Origin of the sequence: Tabrizicola flagellatus, from assembly GCF_008271465.1 — a bacterium.
Classification (GTDB): Bacteria; Pseudomonadota; Alphaproteobacteria; order Rhodobacterales; family Rhodobacteraceae; genus Tabrizicola; species Tabrizicola flagellata.
In genome coordinates, this window is record NZ_VMDU01000001.1 from 225,165 (window position 1) to 237,818 (window position 12,654).

The following is a 12,654-nucleotide window of genomic DNA, read 5'->3' on the forward strand; positions in this document are numbered from 1 at the left end:
AGTCAGGCGCGCAGCCGGGCCTGATAGTGATGCGCCTGCCAGTCGGCGCGGAACTGCCATTGGTCCCAGGGCTGGCGGGCGGCAAGGTCATCGGGGATCTCTGCCCCGTCGAACCCCACCCGGCGGAGCATCGCGAACTGGTCTGCGATGACCGGCCCCAGGGCCAAAAGCTGCCCGCGATAGCCCATCTCGCGCAGACGGCGGGCGATGGTGAAGGCGCGCCCGTCATTGAAGGCGGGGAAGGCCACGCGGATCAGGCTCAGCCGGTCGAGATGCCCGGCCAGTGCAGCCGGATCGTCGGTGTTCGACAGGTCCACCGTCGTCTGGTCGGTCAGGTCGGCCAGGGCCACGACCTTGGCCTCGGTTCCCGGGCCGAAGCCCGCATCGGTCACGACAACGCTCATGCCGCGTTCTCCTTGGGGGTTCGCACGGCCTTGCCGTCGATGAAATGGATGCCGCATTCGGTCTTGGACTGGCCACGCCAGCGGCCTGCGCGGGGGTCTTCGCCGGGCTTCACCGGGCTGGTGCAAGGCGCGCAGCCGATCGAGGGATAGCCCCTGGCCACCAAGGGGTGACGGGGAAGGCGGTTTTCCACCATGTACTCCTCAAGGTCCTCGCGGCCCCAATGGGCCAGCGGGTTGACCTTGATGCGGAAATCGCCCTCGTTCTCGAAGAAGTCCAGCGTCCCCCGTTCGGCGTTCTGGAACCGTTTGCGGCCGGTGATCCAGCCGTCGAAGGGCGCGAGCGCGCGTTCGAGGGGTTCTACCTTGCGCACGGCGCAGCAGGCGTCGGTGTTGAACTGGTGCAGGGTCCCGTCCGGATCCTCGAAGCTGACACGGGCCGGGTTCGCGCGGATCGTGCGGATGTCGCAGAGGTTCAGCTTCTCGGCCAACTCGCGCTGGTAGTCGAGCGTTTCCTGGAACAGCATCCTCGTGTCGATGAACAGCACCGGCGTTTCCGGCGCGATGACGCTGACCAGGTGCAGAAGCACGACCGACTCTGCCCCGAAGGAGGAGACGAGCGCGACCTGGCCCAGATCGTCGTCCTTCAGCGCGTGCTCCAGCACGGCGGTCGCCGAGTGGTGCCTGTAGCGGGCGTTCAGCGCCGCGACACGCTCGGCAACCGGGCCTTCGTGGCGCCCATCACGCGGCATCTTGTTCCCTCTCTGCCTCATAAAGCGCGGCCTTGAACGGCTCCATCCCGACCCGGCGGAAGGCCTGCAGGAAGGTCTCCGAAGGCTCGAGCCGCAGGTCCAGATAGGCACGCAGGATGCGTTCGATCGCGGGCACGATCTCGTCATAGGCAAAGCCGGGGCCGGTCTTTTCGCCGATCACCGCATCCTCGGTGCCGTCGCCGCCGAGGGTGATCTGGTAGTTCTCCACCCCTGCACGGTCGAGGCCGAGGATGCCGATATGGCCGACATGGTGGTGACCGCAGGCGTTGATGCAGCCGGAAATCTTGATCTTCAGCGGGCCGATCTCGTGTTCCAGCTTCAGCGCCTCGAAATGGGTGGCCAGTTCCTGCGCCACGGGGATCGAGCGGGCGGTGGCCAGCGCGCAGTAGTCCATGCCGGGGCAGGCGATGATGTCGGAGAGAAGCCCGACATTGGCGGTGCCGAGGCCGGCCTTGACCAGCGCCGCATGCAGCGCGGGCAGATCGGACTTGTGGACATGCGGCAGGATCACGTTCTGTTCGTGGCTTATACGCAGGTCGGAATGGCCATAGCGTTCGGCCAGATCGGCGATCAGCCGCATCTGGTCGCTGGTCGCATCGCCCGGAGTTGCCCCATGCGCCTTCAGGCTGATCGTGACGATGGCATACTGGTCGTTGCGGTGCCGGGTCAGGTTGGTGTCGGCCCAGGCGCGGAACACCGGGTCGGCCTTGTAGAAGGCATCGTAGGCATCCGTGGGCGCGTTGCGGAAGGCGGGGGGCGCGAAGGCTTCGCGGATCTCGGTCAGCAGCTTCTGATCGGCGCCGCCGAAAAGCGGGCGCAGTTCGGCGAAGCGGGCCTCGATCATTTCGGTGATCGCCTCGCGTCCGGTCTCGTGCACGGTGATCTTGATGCGCGCCTTGTACTTGTTGTCGCGGCGACCCAAGGTGTTGTAAACGCTGAGAATTGCCTCGACATACGGGAGCAGGTCGGCCTCGGGCAGGAAGTCGCGGACGGTGACGCCGATCATCGGCGTCCGGCCGAGACCGCCACCGACGATGACCTCGAAACCGGGCTCGCCCGCCGCGTTGCGGACCATGCGCAGGCCGATGTCATGCGCCTTGGTCACGGCGCGGTCGTTCGGGCTGCCGGTGATGGCGATCTTGAACTTGCGCGGCAGGAACTGGAACTCCGGGTGGTCGGTGGACCACTGGCGGAGGAGTTCCGCGTAAGGCCGGGGGTCGGCGATTTCATCCGCGGCGGCGCCGGCGAAATGATCGGCGGTGACGTTGCGCACGCAGTTTCCGCTGGTCTGGATCGCGTGCATCTCGACATCGGCCAGCGCCGAGAGGATCGCGGGCACGTCCGGCAGCTTCGGCCAGTTGAACTGGATGTTCTGCCGGGTGGTGAAGTGGCCGTAGCCCTTGTCCCAGGTGTCGGCGATGTAGGCCAGTTGCCGCATCTGGCGGGGCGAAAGCGAGCCATAGGGGATCGCCACGCGCAGCATGTAGGCGTGCAATTGCAGATAGAGGCCGTTCATCAGGCGCAGCGGGCGGAATTCATCCTCGGTCAGGCTGCCCTCGAGGCGGCGCGCGACCTGCTGGCTGAACTGAGCGACGCGGGCGCGGACGAAGGCTTCGTCGAAGTCGGAGTAGGAATACATGCCTGCCTCAGTTCGCCAGATCGGCCTGCTTGCCGTGGTGGTAGTTGGAAGGGCCGCGGGTGCGGAACGCCTCGCGAAAATGGGTGGGCTCGGGGCCGATCGGGCCGGGCCGCGCGTCGGCCAGATAGCCACCGACAACGGTCAGCTTCTGGGCCGTGGCATGCAGCAGGCGCATCTGGGCATGGGCCTCGTCCTCGATCAGCTCGGCCTCGTGGTGGAAGGGCGACCAGCGGTCGTCGGCGGTCAGATAGACCACGTCGCCCTCGCGCAGACGGTTGGCGGTGACAACCTTGGGGGTGAAACGGCGGCTCATCGGGGCCCTCGGGGACTGGAAAACTGCCCTGAATATAGAATAATTTCCTATTCATGGGCCAGATGGCCTTGCAGATAAGGACGGATGTTCCGATACTGCTGGCAAGGGGAACCCGTGTTCCGGGAATTGGGGGAAATCAGGAATGAGCGCCGCGCTGGACGATCTTGACCGGAAAATCCTGTCCGAGCTTCAGGCCGATGCCGAGCAATCGCTGGACGAGATTGCCCGGAAGGTGGGCTCGTCCAAGACGCCGGTCTGGAACCGGATCCGGCGGATGCGCGAGCAGGGGGTCATCACCCGGACGACCGCGATCCTTGACCCCGAGGCGCTGGGGCTGGAGGCCTGCTTCTTCGTGCTCATCCGCACCAGCGAGCATGAGGCGGAGTGGCAGCGGAAGTTCCTCAAGGCGCTGCGCGAGCGGCCCGAGGTGCTGGAAGCGCACCGGCTGGCCGGCGACATCGACTATATCCTGAAGGTGCGGGTGAAGAACGCGCGGGCCTATGACACCTTCTACCAGGCGCTGATTTCCGAGGTGAAGATCTACAACGTGACCGCGCTCTTGAGCATGGAGGAGATCAAGTCCACTACCGTGCTGCCGCTGTGACCCGGCCCCGGCCCGCGGGGGCATTCTGCCCCCGCACCCCCTGAGAGTATTTGCAAAAGGGCAAGGGCAGGTCAGCGCCGGACGATGAGCTGCCGCAGGCCGTGGAAGTGGAACACGTCGGCATAGCGCGGCGGCTCGGCCAGGGTCAGGCCGGGGCAGCGGCGGAACAGGATCGGCAGGGCGATCTGCAGTTCGAGGCGGGCGAGGGGGGCGCCCACGCAGAAATGCAGGCCCGCGCCGAAGGTGGCCAGGGGTTTCGGCGGGCGGGTCGGGTCGAAGCGGGCGGGATTGTCCCAGACGCCGGGATCGCGGTTGGCCATGGCGAGGAGGAGGCCGACCTGGTCGCCGCGGCGGAAGGTATGGCCCATGACCTCGACGTCCTCGTAGGCCCAGCGGGTGAACATGTGCAGCGCCGGATCGAAGCGGAGGATTTCCTCGACCGTCGCCTCCACGGCCTCGGGGGCGAGGGCGCTGGGGGGCGTGGCGGTTTCCAGAAGCGCCTTCACCCCGTTGCCGATGGTGTGGACGGTCGCCTCGTGCCCGGCGTTCAGGAGCAGGATGCAGGTCGAGATCAGTTCGTCGGTCGAAAGGCGCTCGCCCTCCATCTCGGCGGCGATCAGCTGGGTGATCAGGTCGTCGGCGGGACGCGCGCGGCGCTGGTCGATATAGCCGCGCAGGAAGGTGACGAAGGCCTCGGTCGCGGCGACGGCACGATCCTCGATGGCGCGGGTGCGCCCGGCCATGTACATGCCGACCATCGCGTTCGACCAGCGCAGGAGATCCGGCGCCATCTCTTCGGGCACGCCAAGGAGGCGCGCGATGATGCGGACGGGCAGGGGCTGGGCGAAGGCCTGCAACAGGTCGAAATCGCCCGCGGGAAAGGCGCCGATCAGCTCTTCGGCCAGTTCGGTGATGTCGGGGGCGAGGCCCGCGATCCGGCGCGAGGTGAAGGCGCGCAGGACCAGGTTGCGCAGGCGCGTGTGGCGGGGCGGTTCCAGTTCCAGCATGGAATGTGCCTCGACCGCGTAGAAGGGGGCGAGATGCGGCGGGATGACGGGCGGCTCGATCGGCTCGCGCCCGAAGCGGCGGTCGCGGAAGATCGCGTTCACCGCGGCGGAACTGCCGGTGCAGGTCAGGTTGTAATCCTCCCAGCGGAAGAAGGGGCCAAGGGCGCGGGCGCGCTCATAAAACGGGTAGGGGTCCTGGACGAAATCGGGGTTTTTGGGGGACTGGGAGAGGCTTTGCATCATCTGGGTCTGGTGGAAAGGCCGGGGGCGATCAGCCCCTGGGCGATGAGGGCGCCGGTCACGACGATCGCCGCACCCAGCGTCTGGCCCCAGTTCCAGGGGCCGCCAAGGAGGAAAACCATCAGCATGACGTAGAACGGCACCGCGTTCATGTGCATCGAGGCCGCGCCGATGCCGATGCGGCCGACCGAGATGATCCACAGAAGCTGGCTGAGCGCCATCGAGCCGATGCCGAAGATCGCAAGGCCCCCGAACTCGGCCGGGCCGATGGCCGCCCAGTCCGGCCAGTTGCCGCGCACGAGCCCGTCACCCAGCGCGACGATAAGCGCGACGACCGCGCAGCCCGCGACGGTGATCGCCACTCGGCCGAGCGGTGTGAGTTCGGGAAGCGCCTTCACCGTCTCGCGCGAGCCCCAGGTGTAAAGCGTGACCGAGGCCAGCGCGGCGAGCACCCCGAGGCCGAAGTCCACCTTGCCCTCGGCTCCGCTGACGGCAATGAGGCCACCGATCAGAGACAGCGCAAGGCCCAGGGCCAGCGCGCGGGTGAAGGGGCGCTTGTCGGCGAGGCATTCCAGCAGGATTCCGAACACCGGCATGGCTGCCGAGACGATGGCCACGGTGACGGGGTCGTTGAACTGCAAGGCGATGATGACGAAGAAAGAGGCGAGGCCCAGCGTGACGAAGCCGACCCAGGCCCCGCGTGCCCAGTTGGCACGGGTCACGGCGCCAAGGCCCTCGACGGCGATCCAGCAGGGCAGGAGGACAAGGGCCGCAAGGGTGGTGCGGGCAGCCGTCAGCGCAATCGGCGGCATGTGCGGGATGATGAGGTCGGCGGCGGGCAGGCCGGCGGCCCAGACCACCATCGAGGCCAGGCAGATGAGGTTCGCGGTCAGCAGCGACCGGCGCGCTTCGGGGGAAATCACGGTCATTCGGGCAAGCTAGGCGCCGCAGCCTGCGCGGGCTGATCCATCAGCGACAGGCCATGTCGTCAGGCGGCCGAAAGCGCCTCGACGATCGCGCCGAAATCGGCGGCCTTGAGGCTTGCCCCGCCGACGAGCGCCCCGTCCACATGCGGGACCGCGAAGATGTCGGCGGCATTCGACGGCTTGACGGACCCGCCGTAAAGGATGCGGACCTTCTCGGCCTCGGGCCCGATCAGCCCGCGCAGGCGGCCGCGGAGAAAGCCGTGCACCTCGGCGATCTCGGCCAGGGTCGGGGTACGGCCGGTGCCGATGGCCCAGACCGGTTCATAGGCCACGACCAGGTTCGCCGCTGTCGCGCCCCCCGGGATCGAGCCGTCGAGCTGGCTGCCGATCACGGCAAGCGTCTTGCCCGCGTCACGCTCGGCTTCGGTTTCGCCGATGCAGACGATGGCGGTCAGTCCGCCATCGACCACCGCCTCGGCCTTGGCACGCACCAGGGCGTCCGTCTCGCCATGGTCGGTGCGGCGTTCGGAATGGCCGACGATGACATGGGTCGCCCCCGCATCGCGCAGCATGGCGACAGAGATGTCGCCGGTATGGGCCCCCTGAGGCTTGGGGTGGCAGTCCTGCGCGCCGACCTTCAGCGCCGTGCCTCGCGCCTGCGCCGCCATGGCCGCAATCAGCGTCGCGGGCGGGCAGAGCAGCATCTCGCAGGCAGGCCGGGGATGCGCTTCCAGAAGGGCCGTCACCTCGGCCAGCGAGGCCATGGTTCCGTTCATCTTCCAGTTTCCGGCGGCAAGCTTCTTCATCTGTCGGTTCCTCGTGCGCTCCGAACACCCCTAGCGTGGAGCTCCGGAAAGAAAAAGGCCACAGATTGGCAACATTTCGTTTGCGGGGCGGGGCTGACGGGCCGAAAGCCGGTCAGCCGCCGGGGGCGTCGCGGAACTTGACCGATTCGCCGCAGCCGCAGGACTCGACCACGTTGGGGTTTCGGAACCTGAAGCCGCTTTCAATCAGGCCGGTCTCGTAGTCGATCTCGGTGCCGATCAGGAACATCTGCGCCATGGGGGCGATCATCACCCGGGCGCCGTCCTGTTCCACCACCTCGTCCAGCGGGTTGACGGAGGTGACGTATTCCATGGTGTATTCCATGCCCGCGCAGCCGCCCTTCTTGACGCCGATGCGCAGTCCCTGGCTTCCCTCGCGCTGCATCAGCCGGGCGATCTGGCCAGCGGCGGCTGGGGTGAGGGTGACGGCGGCCTTGCCGGGAATGCCGAACATGGGGGAACTCCTTTGGCGGATAATCTAGGGCGTCGCGGGCAGGATTCCAAGCGGGGGCAGGGCGGCCAGACCGGCAAGGGTCGCATAAGAGACGACGAGTGCCCAGCCGAAGGAGGCCAGCGTGCCGATGATGACGTATTCGGACAGCTCCCTGTCCTCCTTCAGAGCGCCGTAGCGCAGGATCGACTTGGCGGCCATCAGGAGGCCCACGCCCTGCGGTTGGCCGATCAGGACGAGGACGAAGATCAGCCCGCGTTCCAGAAGCCGGATCATCCGGCCCGCGCCGGGCAGGCCCTCGGCCGCGGTGTTGCCCGGCAGGTTCGCCGCGAAGGGACGCATCAAGAGGCCGACCGCGAACCCCCCCGCGCGCGTGGCCAGGATGAAGCCGGTGGCCAGGACCATGAGCGCGGGGAGATGGCCGACCGGCAACGGTGCCGCCTCGGACCAGAGACCCGTGCCCAGGATGCCGCCGTCGTCGCCCGTCACGATGGCCCCGGGCGCCCAGAGCCCTCCGGCCCAGAGCCCCGGCAGCCAGAAGGCTAGGGCAATCAGGCTGGCAAGGTGCAGGGCCTGGTCGATCAGGAAGGGCGCAAGGCCGCCCGCGGTCGCACCGGTCCGGGTCAGGATCAGCTTGCCGACGTCGATCGCGATATGGACGAGGGCAAGCATCAGCAGCGCCGGGTGCAGGGTTCCGGTCGCGGCGAAAGCCGTCGCCAGGACCACCGCCCCGTGCAGGCCCAGCGCAAACGGAGTGTGCTTGTTGGCGACCATCCAGCCGGTCTGGAACGCGAAATCGGCCAGGGTGTGGGCGAAGAGGAGCGCGATGAGGGTTTCAGTCATGGACTTTCCAGTCTTCCCGAAGCACGGCCTCCAGCGATGCTTGCAGCGCATCCCAACCGGCACCACTGAGGCGAAGTTGCACTGCCTGCCGAGTGATGCCAAGCTGTCGGGCGATCTCTGACTGCGTTCGTTGTCGGGTGGGATCAAGGGCCAGCGCGATGGCCGTGGCCTGTTCGGGCGACCAGCGGGAGGCGACCCAGGCGGAAAGATCGAAGACGGCGTGGTGCCAGTCGCGCAGGACTTTGCGGTTCTCCAGGGCGACACGTCGGTGACCCGGCATCGTGTCAAGCGCGGTTCCGGCCAGCTCGAAGGCCTCGCCGGCGGCTGCGGAGAGGTCGGACGTTCCAAGCCTGTCGATCGAGCCGAAGCCGATCGCAATCCGGGTTTCGGCCCCAGGGCCGGCACCCCTGAGGCTGGCCATCAGCAGAAGCGTCGCGTGCAAGCTGAGTTGCGGCACTGCAAGGTAGAACTGCCAGCCGTCGCCGCGAAACCTGGTGAAACGCGGGTCTTCACCTGCCCAGTTGCCGATCTGGCCAGCGGCCCGCCGCAGACAGTCCATCGCCGCATCGGTAGCCGCTGTTCCTAGGCGGCCCGATCCGACAATATCGCCACAGAGGACACATCGTAGCTTCATGCGCAAGTTATATAACTTGCAACTTCAAAAGCAAGCATTAAAGCTTGCTTTATCCATGGGCCAGCCCTAGGGCTTGCCTTACATGAACCCCAGTTCCAGCCGGGCCTCGTCGGACATCATGTCCATGCCCCAGGGCGGATCGAAGGTCATGTTGACGTCCACCTGCTTGACCCCCGGCAGCGGCTCCACCGCATTGGCGACCCAGCCCGGCATCTCGCCCGCCACCGGACAGCCGGGGGCGGTCAGGGTCATGGTGATCTCGACCTCGTTCTCCTTGCTGATCTCGATCGTGTAGACCAGACCCAAGTCGAAGATGTTCACCGGAATCTCCGGGTCGAAGACCGTGCGACAGGCCTCGACGATCTGCGGATAGAGCGGATGGTCGGTCGTCGAGGGCTTGATCAGCGGCTTGCCCTCAGTCTGGTCCTGCATGGCGCGGTCTCGGCGGTTCGGGATGTTGACCGATTATATAGGGAATGGGCCGTTCAAGGTCCAGTGCCGCCGGACAGCGCGCGAGACCCCGGTCAGAACGGGATTTCGTCGTCCATGTCCGAGCGCCCGCCGCCGCCGCCCGACCCGCCGCCAAAGCCGCCGCGCCCGCCGCTGGATGCGCCGCCGCCATAACCGCCGCCCTGACCGCCGCCCATGCTGCCGTCGTCATAGCCACCGCGATCGTCGTAGCCGCCGCCTCCACCCTCGCCGCGGCCGCCCAGAAGCGTCAGGTTGCCGCTGTAGGGCCGAAGGACGATCTCGGTGGTATACCTATCCTGCCCGGACTGGTCCTGCCATTTCCGGGTCTCCAGCGAACCCTCAATGTAGACGGTCGAACCTTTCTTCAGATACTGCTCGGCGATCTTGCACAGCGCCTCGTTGAAGATTGCGACCGAGTGCCATTCGGTGCGTTCCTTGCGTTCGCCGGTGTTGCGGTCGCGCCAGGACTCCGAGGTGGCGACGCGCAGGTTCACCACCTTGCCACCGTTCTGGAAGCTGCGTACCTCGGGGTCTCGGCCGAGGTTGCCGATGAGAATGACCTTGTTGACCGACCCCGCCATGCGAATCTCCCTTGCGATTGTCCGGACGAGCTTCGTCGCGGATGGTTAACAAACCTATAGCGTGCTTCAGCGCCGCCGCAACCAAGCCGTCGGGCCTGGCCGGAGCAGCCCGGGCGGCAAGACAAATCGCGTCTGGAAAATGCCGACGACTTGGCTATAGTCTCGCGGGTCGTGACAGAGGCGTTCCGGGTGGGATGAACGTGGACTTCGGACTTCGGATTGTCGGTCGAACCATCGTGGTCGTCGCCATCACGCTTGGCTTGCCGGGCGCGGCGCTCGCCGAGGGGCTGAACATCACCGGGTCCACCAAGTCGCGCAATGCCATCTTCAAGTCGCAGTCCGACCTGATCGACCGCAAGCTGTCCAAGCAGTACAGCGGCTCGGTCAAGCTGACGCCCAAGTACAAGAAGGGCGAGGAAATCGCCGAGGCGAAGGGCATCCCGGCCTATCGCGGCAGCTACAAGGGCGCCTATCTGGAGGTCGCCAAGGCGGCGGCCCGCAAGCATGGTGTGCCGGAGGATCTGTTCCTGCGTCTCGTGCAGCAGGAAAGCGGCTGGAATCCGGCCGCGGTGTCGGTCAAGGGTGCTACCGGGCTTGCGCAGCTGATGCCCGAGACGGCGGAGATCCTGGGCGTGGACGTCCACGATGCCGAGCAGAACCTGGAAGGCGGCGCGCGCTACCTGCGGATGATGTTCGACAAGTTCGGCACCTGGGAACTGGCGCTGGCAGCATATAATGCCGGGCCGGGCGCTGTCGAAGAGCACGATGGCATCCCGCCTTTCGAGGAAACCAGGTCCTACGTCAAGGCGATCCTCGGCTAGTCGGGCAATCCCCCTCACTCTGCCGCAATCTTGATCACTGGCTCCATCGTCGCCAGAACCTCGGCCGACAGGTGGCACTTGATCTGGTGCCCGTCCGCGAGCATCTGCACCGGCGGAACCTCGCGGTCGCAGAGCCCGCCCGGGACCTGGGATTTCCAGCGGCAGCGGGTCTGGAACGGGCAGCCGGGCGGCGGGTTCACCGCCGAGGGGATGTCGCCCTCCAGCACGATGCGCTTGCGTTCGACCTTGGTGTCGGCAATCGGCACGGCGGACAGAAGCGCCTCGGTATAGGGGTGGTAGGGGGGCGAGAAGACCTGGTCGGTCGTGCCCATCTCGACCACATGGCCGAGATACATCACCATCACCCGGTCCGAAAGATAGCGCACGATCGACAGGTCGTGGCTGATGAACAGGAGCGTGGTCTTGTTCTCGCGCTGGATGTCCATCAGGAGATCGGTGACGGCCGCCTGGACCGACACGTCGAGGGCCGAGACGGGCTCATCGGCGACAACCACCTTCGCCCCGCCGGCAAAGGCCCGGGCAATGCCCACGCGCTGCTTCTGCCCGCCCGAAAGCTGCCGCGGCATCCGGTCGGCGAAGGCGCGGGGGAGTTTCACCAGGTCGAGCAGTTCCAGCATCCGCTGGTGGCGCTCGGCGTCGGACTTGCCGAACTTGAAGATCTCCAGCGCCCGGATGATCTGGCGGCCCACGGTCATCGAGGGGTTGAGCGTGTCGAAGGGGTTCTGGAACACCATCTGCACCTGGGAGACGGTATCGGTGTTCCGCTTCTGGATCGGGGTGGACTGCACGTTTTCGTCGAACAGCATGATCGAGCCCGAGGTCGCGGTTTCCAGCCCCATCAGCACCTTGGCGAAGGTGGACTTGCCGCAGCCCGACTCGCCCACGATGGCCAGCGTCTCGCCCTCGCGCGCCTCGAAGGAAAGCGTCTCGTTCGCCTTCACCACCTTCGAGGCCCCGCCGCCGAAGGCGCCGGTCGAGACGTTGTAGTACTTGCGCAGGTCCTCCATCTTCAGGACGACATCGCCGATGGCGGCCTTTTCCTTCACCGCGCGCTTGGCGGGCGGGGCCGACCAGTCGATTTCCTGCCAGCGCAGGCAGCGCGTGTCGTGGCGGTCGTCGCCGGGGACATGCGCCATGGGAATGTCGGTCTCGTCGCAGCGGCCCTTCTCGAAATAGTCGCAGCGCGGGCCGAAGTTGCAGCCCTTGGGCCGCTCGTGGGGCAGGGGAAAGTTGCCGGGGATGCTGATGAGCGGGCGCGCGTTCTTGTCGGCACCGGGCAGCGGGATCGAACGGAACAGCGCCTGGGTATAGGGGTGGCGCATCTTGTCGAAGACCTCGGTGACGCTGCCGGTCTCGACCGCTTCGCCGGAATACATGACGCAGATCCGGTCGCAGACATCCATCACCAGCCCGAGGTTGTGGCTGATGAACAGCATCGAGGTGCCGTATTTCCTGCCCAGTTCCTTGACCAGATCGACGATCCCGGCCTCGACCGTCACGTCAAGCGCGGTGGTGGGTTCGTCGAGGATCAGAAGCGCGGGCTTGGCCATCAGCGCCATCGCGATCACGATGCGCTGTTGCTGGCCGCCCGACAGCTGGTGGGGGTAGCTGTTGATGATGCGGTCGGGGTCGGGCAGGCGCACGTCGGCGACGATCTGGCGGGCAAGCTTCCAGGCCTCGTCCTTCGACATGCCGGAATGCAGCATCGGCACTTCGGCCAGCTGCGCGCCGATCTTCATCGCCGGGTTCAGGCTGGCCATCGGCTCCTGGTAGATCATTGCGATCTCGCTGCCCCGTATATGGCGCAGCTCCTCGTCGTCCATCTTCGCCAGGTCGCGGCCCTTGAACTTCATCGATCCCGCGACGATCCGGCCGGTCTTGCCAAGCTCGCGCATGACCGCCAGCGCGACGGTCGATTTTCCGCAGCCGGATTCGCCGACCAGGCCCATCGCCTCGCCCGGCATGACTGTGCAGGAGAAATCCATCACCGCAGGAATCTCGCGCAGGCGGGTGAAGAAGGAAATCGACAGATGCTCGATCTCCAGGATCGGCTGCGAGGGGTCCCAGGTGCTGCTGGCGGCGCTGCTGGCAGAGGCTGTCATGGC

The 12,654-nt window shown here is 66.6% G+C and carries 15 protein-coding genes; 2 read left to right on the forward strand and 13 right to left on the reverse strand.

From position 1 onward, the window contains the following. Positions 1 to 2: 2 nt before the first annotated feature. The 4 genes from FL625_RS01105 to FL625_RS01120 are packed head-to-tail and all read right to left on the reverse strand — an operon-like array spanning position 3 to position 3,126. Positions 3 to 404 carry a DUF934 domain-containing protein gene (locus FL625_RS01105; protein ID WP_149586788.1) on the reverse strand — a complete coding sequence of 134 codons (402 nt, stop codon included), beginning with the start codon at positions 402 to 404 and terminating at the stop codon, positions 3 to 5. After that, positions 401 to 1,153, reverse strand: coding sequence for a phosphoadenylyl-sulfate reductase (locus FL625_RS01110; RefSeq protein ID WP_149586789.1), 753 nt, complete (start codon positions 1,151 to 1,153; stop codon positions 401 to 403). The genes FL625_RS01105 and FL625_RS01110 overlap by 4 nt, the downstream gene beginning before the upstream one ends. Continuing rightward, entirely contained in the window at positions 1,143 to 2,813 is a 1,671-nt protein-coding gene (locus FL625_RS01115; protein ID WP_149586790.1) for a nitrite/sulfite reductase, read from the reverse strand. Before FL625_RS01115 ends, FL625_RS01110 begins: the two co-directional genes overlap by 11 nt. 7 nt (positions 2,814 to 2,820) lie before the next feature. Then, positions 2,821 to 3,126, reverse strand: a complete 306-nt coding sequence (locus FL625_RS01120) for a DUF2849 domain-containing protein (protein WP_149586791.1) — start codon at positions 3,124 to 3,126, stop codon at positions 2,821 to 2,823. Positions 3,127 to 3,268: 142 nt separating this feature from the next. On the opposite strand from FL625_RS01120, the gene FL625_RS01125 reads away from it, so the two are divergent. Continuing rightward, positions 3,269 to 3,730 (forward strand): Lrp/AsnC family transcriptional regulator, encoded by a 462-nt coding sequence (locus FL625_RS01125; protein WP_149586792.1) that lies wholly within the window; start codon positions 3,269 to 3,271, stop codon positions 3,728 to 3,730. A 71-nt stretch (positions 3,731 to 3,801) separates the two neighbouring features. Here the strand turns inward: FL625_RS01125 and FL625_RS01130 are convergent, their stop codons facing one another. The 8 genes from FL625_RS01130 to ssb all read right to left on the reverse strand — a co-directional run bounded on the left by FL625_RS01130 (position 3,802) and on the right by ssb (position 9,707). Then, positions 3,802 to 4,977 (reverse strand): cytochrome P450, encoded by a 1,176-nt coding sequence (locus tag FL625_RS01130; RefSeq protein ID WP_149586793.1) that lies wholly within the window; start codon positions 4,975 to 4,977, stop codon positions 3,802 to 3,804. Further along, positions 4,977 to 5,906 (reverse strand): DMT family transporter, encoded by a 930-nt coding sequence (locus tag FL625_RS01135; protein ID WP_149586794.1) that lies wholly within the window; start codon positions 5,904 to 5,906, stop codon positions 4,977 to 4,979. The genes FL625_RS01130 and FL625_RS01135 overlap by 1 nt, the downstream gene beginning before the upstream one ends. Before the next feature lie 59 nt (positions 5,907 to 5,965). Further along, positions 5,966 to 6,709: a triose-phosphate isomerase gene (tpiA, locus tag FL625_RS01140; RefSeq protein ID WP_149586795.1), complete on the reverse strand. Its 744-nt coding sequence runs from the start codon at positions 6,707 to 6,709 to the stop codon at positions 5,966 to 5,968. 112 nt (positions 6,710 to 6,821) lie between these two features. Further along, entirely contained in the window at positions 6,822 to 7,181 is a 360-nt protein-coding gene (locus FL625_RS01145; RefSeq protein WP_149586796.1) for a HesB/IscA family protein, read from the reverse strand. 24 nt (positions 7,182 to 7,205) lie between these two features. Then, positions 7,206 to 8,021 (reverse strand): DUF3307 domain-containing protein, encoded by an 816-nt coding sequence (locus FL625_RS01150; RefSeq protein ID WP_149586797.1) that lies wholly within the window; start codon positions 8,019 to 8,021, stop codon positions 7,206 to 7,208. Then, entirely contained in the window at positions 8,014 to 8,580 is a 567-nt protein-coding gene (locus FL625_RS01155) for a Clp protease/crotonase-like domain-containing protein (protein WP_149586798.1), read from the reverse strand. Before FL625_RS01155 ends, FL625_RS01150 begins: the two co-directional genes overlap by 8 nt. A gap of 153 nt (positions 8,581 to 8,733) precedes the next feature. Beyond that, positions 8,734 to 9,087, reverse strand: a complete 354-nt coding sequence (locus FL625_RS01160; protein WP_149586799.1) for an SUF system Fe-S cluster assembly protein — start codon at positions 9,085 to 9,087, stop codon at positions 8,734 to 8,736. Positions 9,088 to 9,179: 92 nt separating this feature from the next. Continuing rightward, entirely contained in the window at positions 9,180 to 9,707 is a 528-nt protein-coding gene (gene ssb, locus FL625_RS01165) for a single-stranded DNA-binding protein (RefSeq protein ID WP_149586800.1), read from the reverse strand. A gap of 200 nt (positions 9,708 to 9,907) precedes the next feature. Here ssb and FL625_RS01170 point away from each other — a divergent pair, with 200 nt between their 5' ends. Further along, on the forward strand, positions 9,908 to 10,528 hold the full coding sequence (locus FL625_RS01170; protein WP_494338359.1) for a lytic transglycosylase domain-containing protein: 621 nt from the start codon (positions 9,908 to 9,910) through the stop codon (positions 10,526 to 10,528). Positions 10,529 to 10,542: 14 nt separating this feature from the next. On the opposite strand, the gene FL625_RS01175 is transcribed toward FL625_RS01170, so the two are convergent. Further along, positions 10,543 to 12,651, reverse strand: a complete 2,109-nt coding sequence (locus FL625_RS01175; RefSeq protein WP_149586802.1) for a dipeptide ABC transporter ATP-binding protein — start codon at positions 12,649 to 12,651, stop codon at positions 10,543 to 10,545. Positions 12,652 to 12,654 lie beyond the last annotated feature (3 nt).

Bases quoted from the DNA above. Each gene is read 5' to 3' on its own strand.
- ssb (WP_149586800.1), bottom strand. From the start codon at position 9,707: ATGGCGGGGTCGGTCAACAAGGTCATTCTCATCGGCAACCTCGGCCGA.
- FL625_RS01155 (WP_149586798.1), bottom strand. From the start codon at position 8,580: ATGGACTGTCTGCGGCGGGCCGCTGGCCAGATCGGCAACTGGGCAGGT.
- FL625_RS01110 (WP_149586789.1), bottom strand. From the start codon at position 1,153: ATGCCGCGTGATGGGCGCCACGAAGGCCCGGTTGCCGAGCGTGTCGCG.
- FL625_RS01105 (WP_149586788.1), bottom strand. From the start codon at position 404: ATGAGCGTTGTCGTGACCGATGCGGGCTTCGGCCCGGGAACCGAGGCC.
- FL625_RS01115 (WP_149586790.1), bottom strand. From the start codon at position 2,813: ATGTATTCCTACTCCGACTTCGACGAAGCCTTCGTCCGCGCCCGCGTC.
- FL625_RS01120 (WP_149586791.1), bottom strand. From the start codon at position 3,126: ATGAGCCGCCGTTTCACCCCCAAGGTTGTCACCGCCAACCGTCTGCGC.
- FL625_RS01150 (WP_149586797.1), bottom strand. From the start codon at position 8,021: ATGACTGAAACCCTCATCGCGCTCCTCTTCGCCCACACCCTGGCCGAT.
- FL625_RS01135 (WP_149586794.1), bottom strand. From the start codon at position 5,906: ATGACCGTGATTTCCCCCGAAGCGCGCCGGTCGCTGCTGACCGCGAAC.
- FL625_RS01160 (WP_149586799.1), bottom strand. From the start codon at position 9,087: ATGCAGGACCAGACTGAGGGCAAGCCGCTGATCAAGCCCTCGACGACC.
- FL625_RS01145 (WP_149586796.1), bottom strand. From the start codon at position 7,181: ATGTTCGGCATTCCCGGCAAGGCCGCCGTCACCCTCACCCCAGCCGCC.
- FL625_RS01130 (WP_149586793.1), bottom strand. From the start codon at position 4,977: ATGCAAAGCCTCTCCCAGTCCCCCAAAAACCCCGATTTCGTCCAGGAC.
- tpiA (WP_149586795.1), bottom strand. From the start codon at position 6,709: ATGAAGAAGCTTGCCGCCGGAAACTGGAAGATGAACGGAACCATGGCC.
- FL625_RS01175 (WP_149586802.1), bottom strand. From the start codon at position 12,651: ATGACAGCCTCTGCCAGCAGCGCCGCCAGCAGCACCTGGGACCCCTCG.
- FL625_RS01125 (WP_149586792.1), top strand. From the start codon at position 3,269: ATGAGCGCCGCGCTGGACGATCTTGACCGGAAAATCCTGTCCGAGCTT.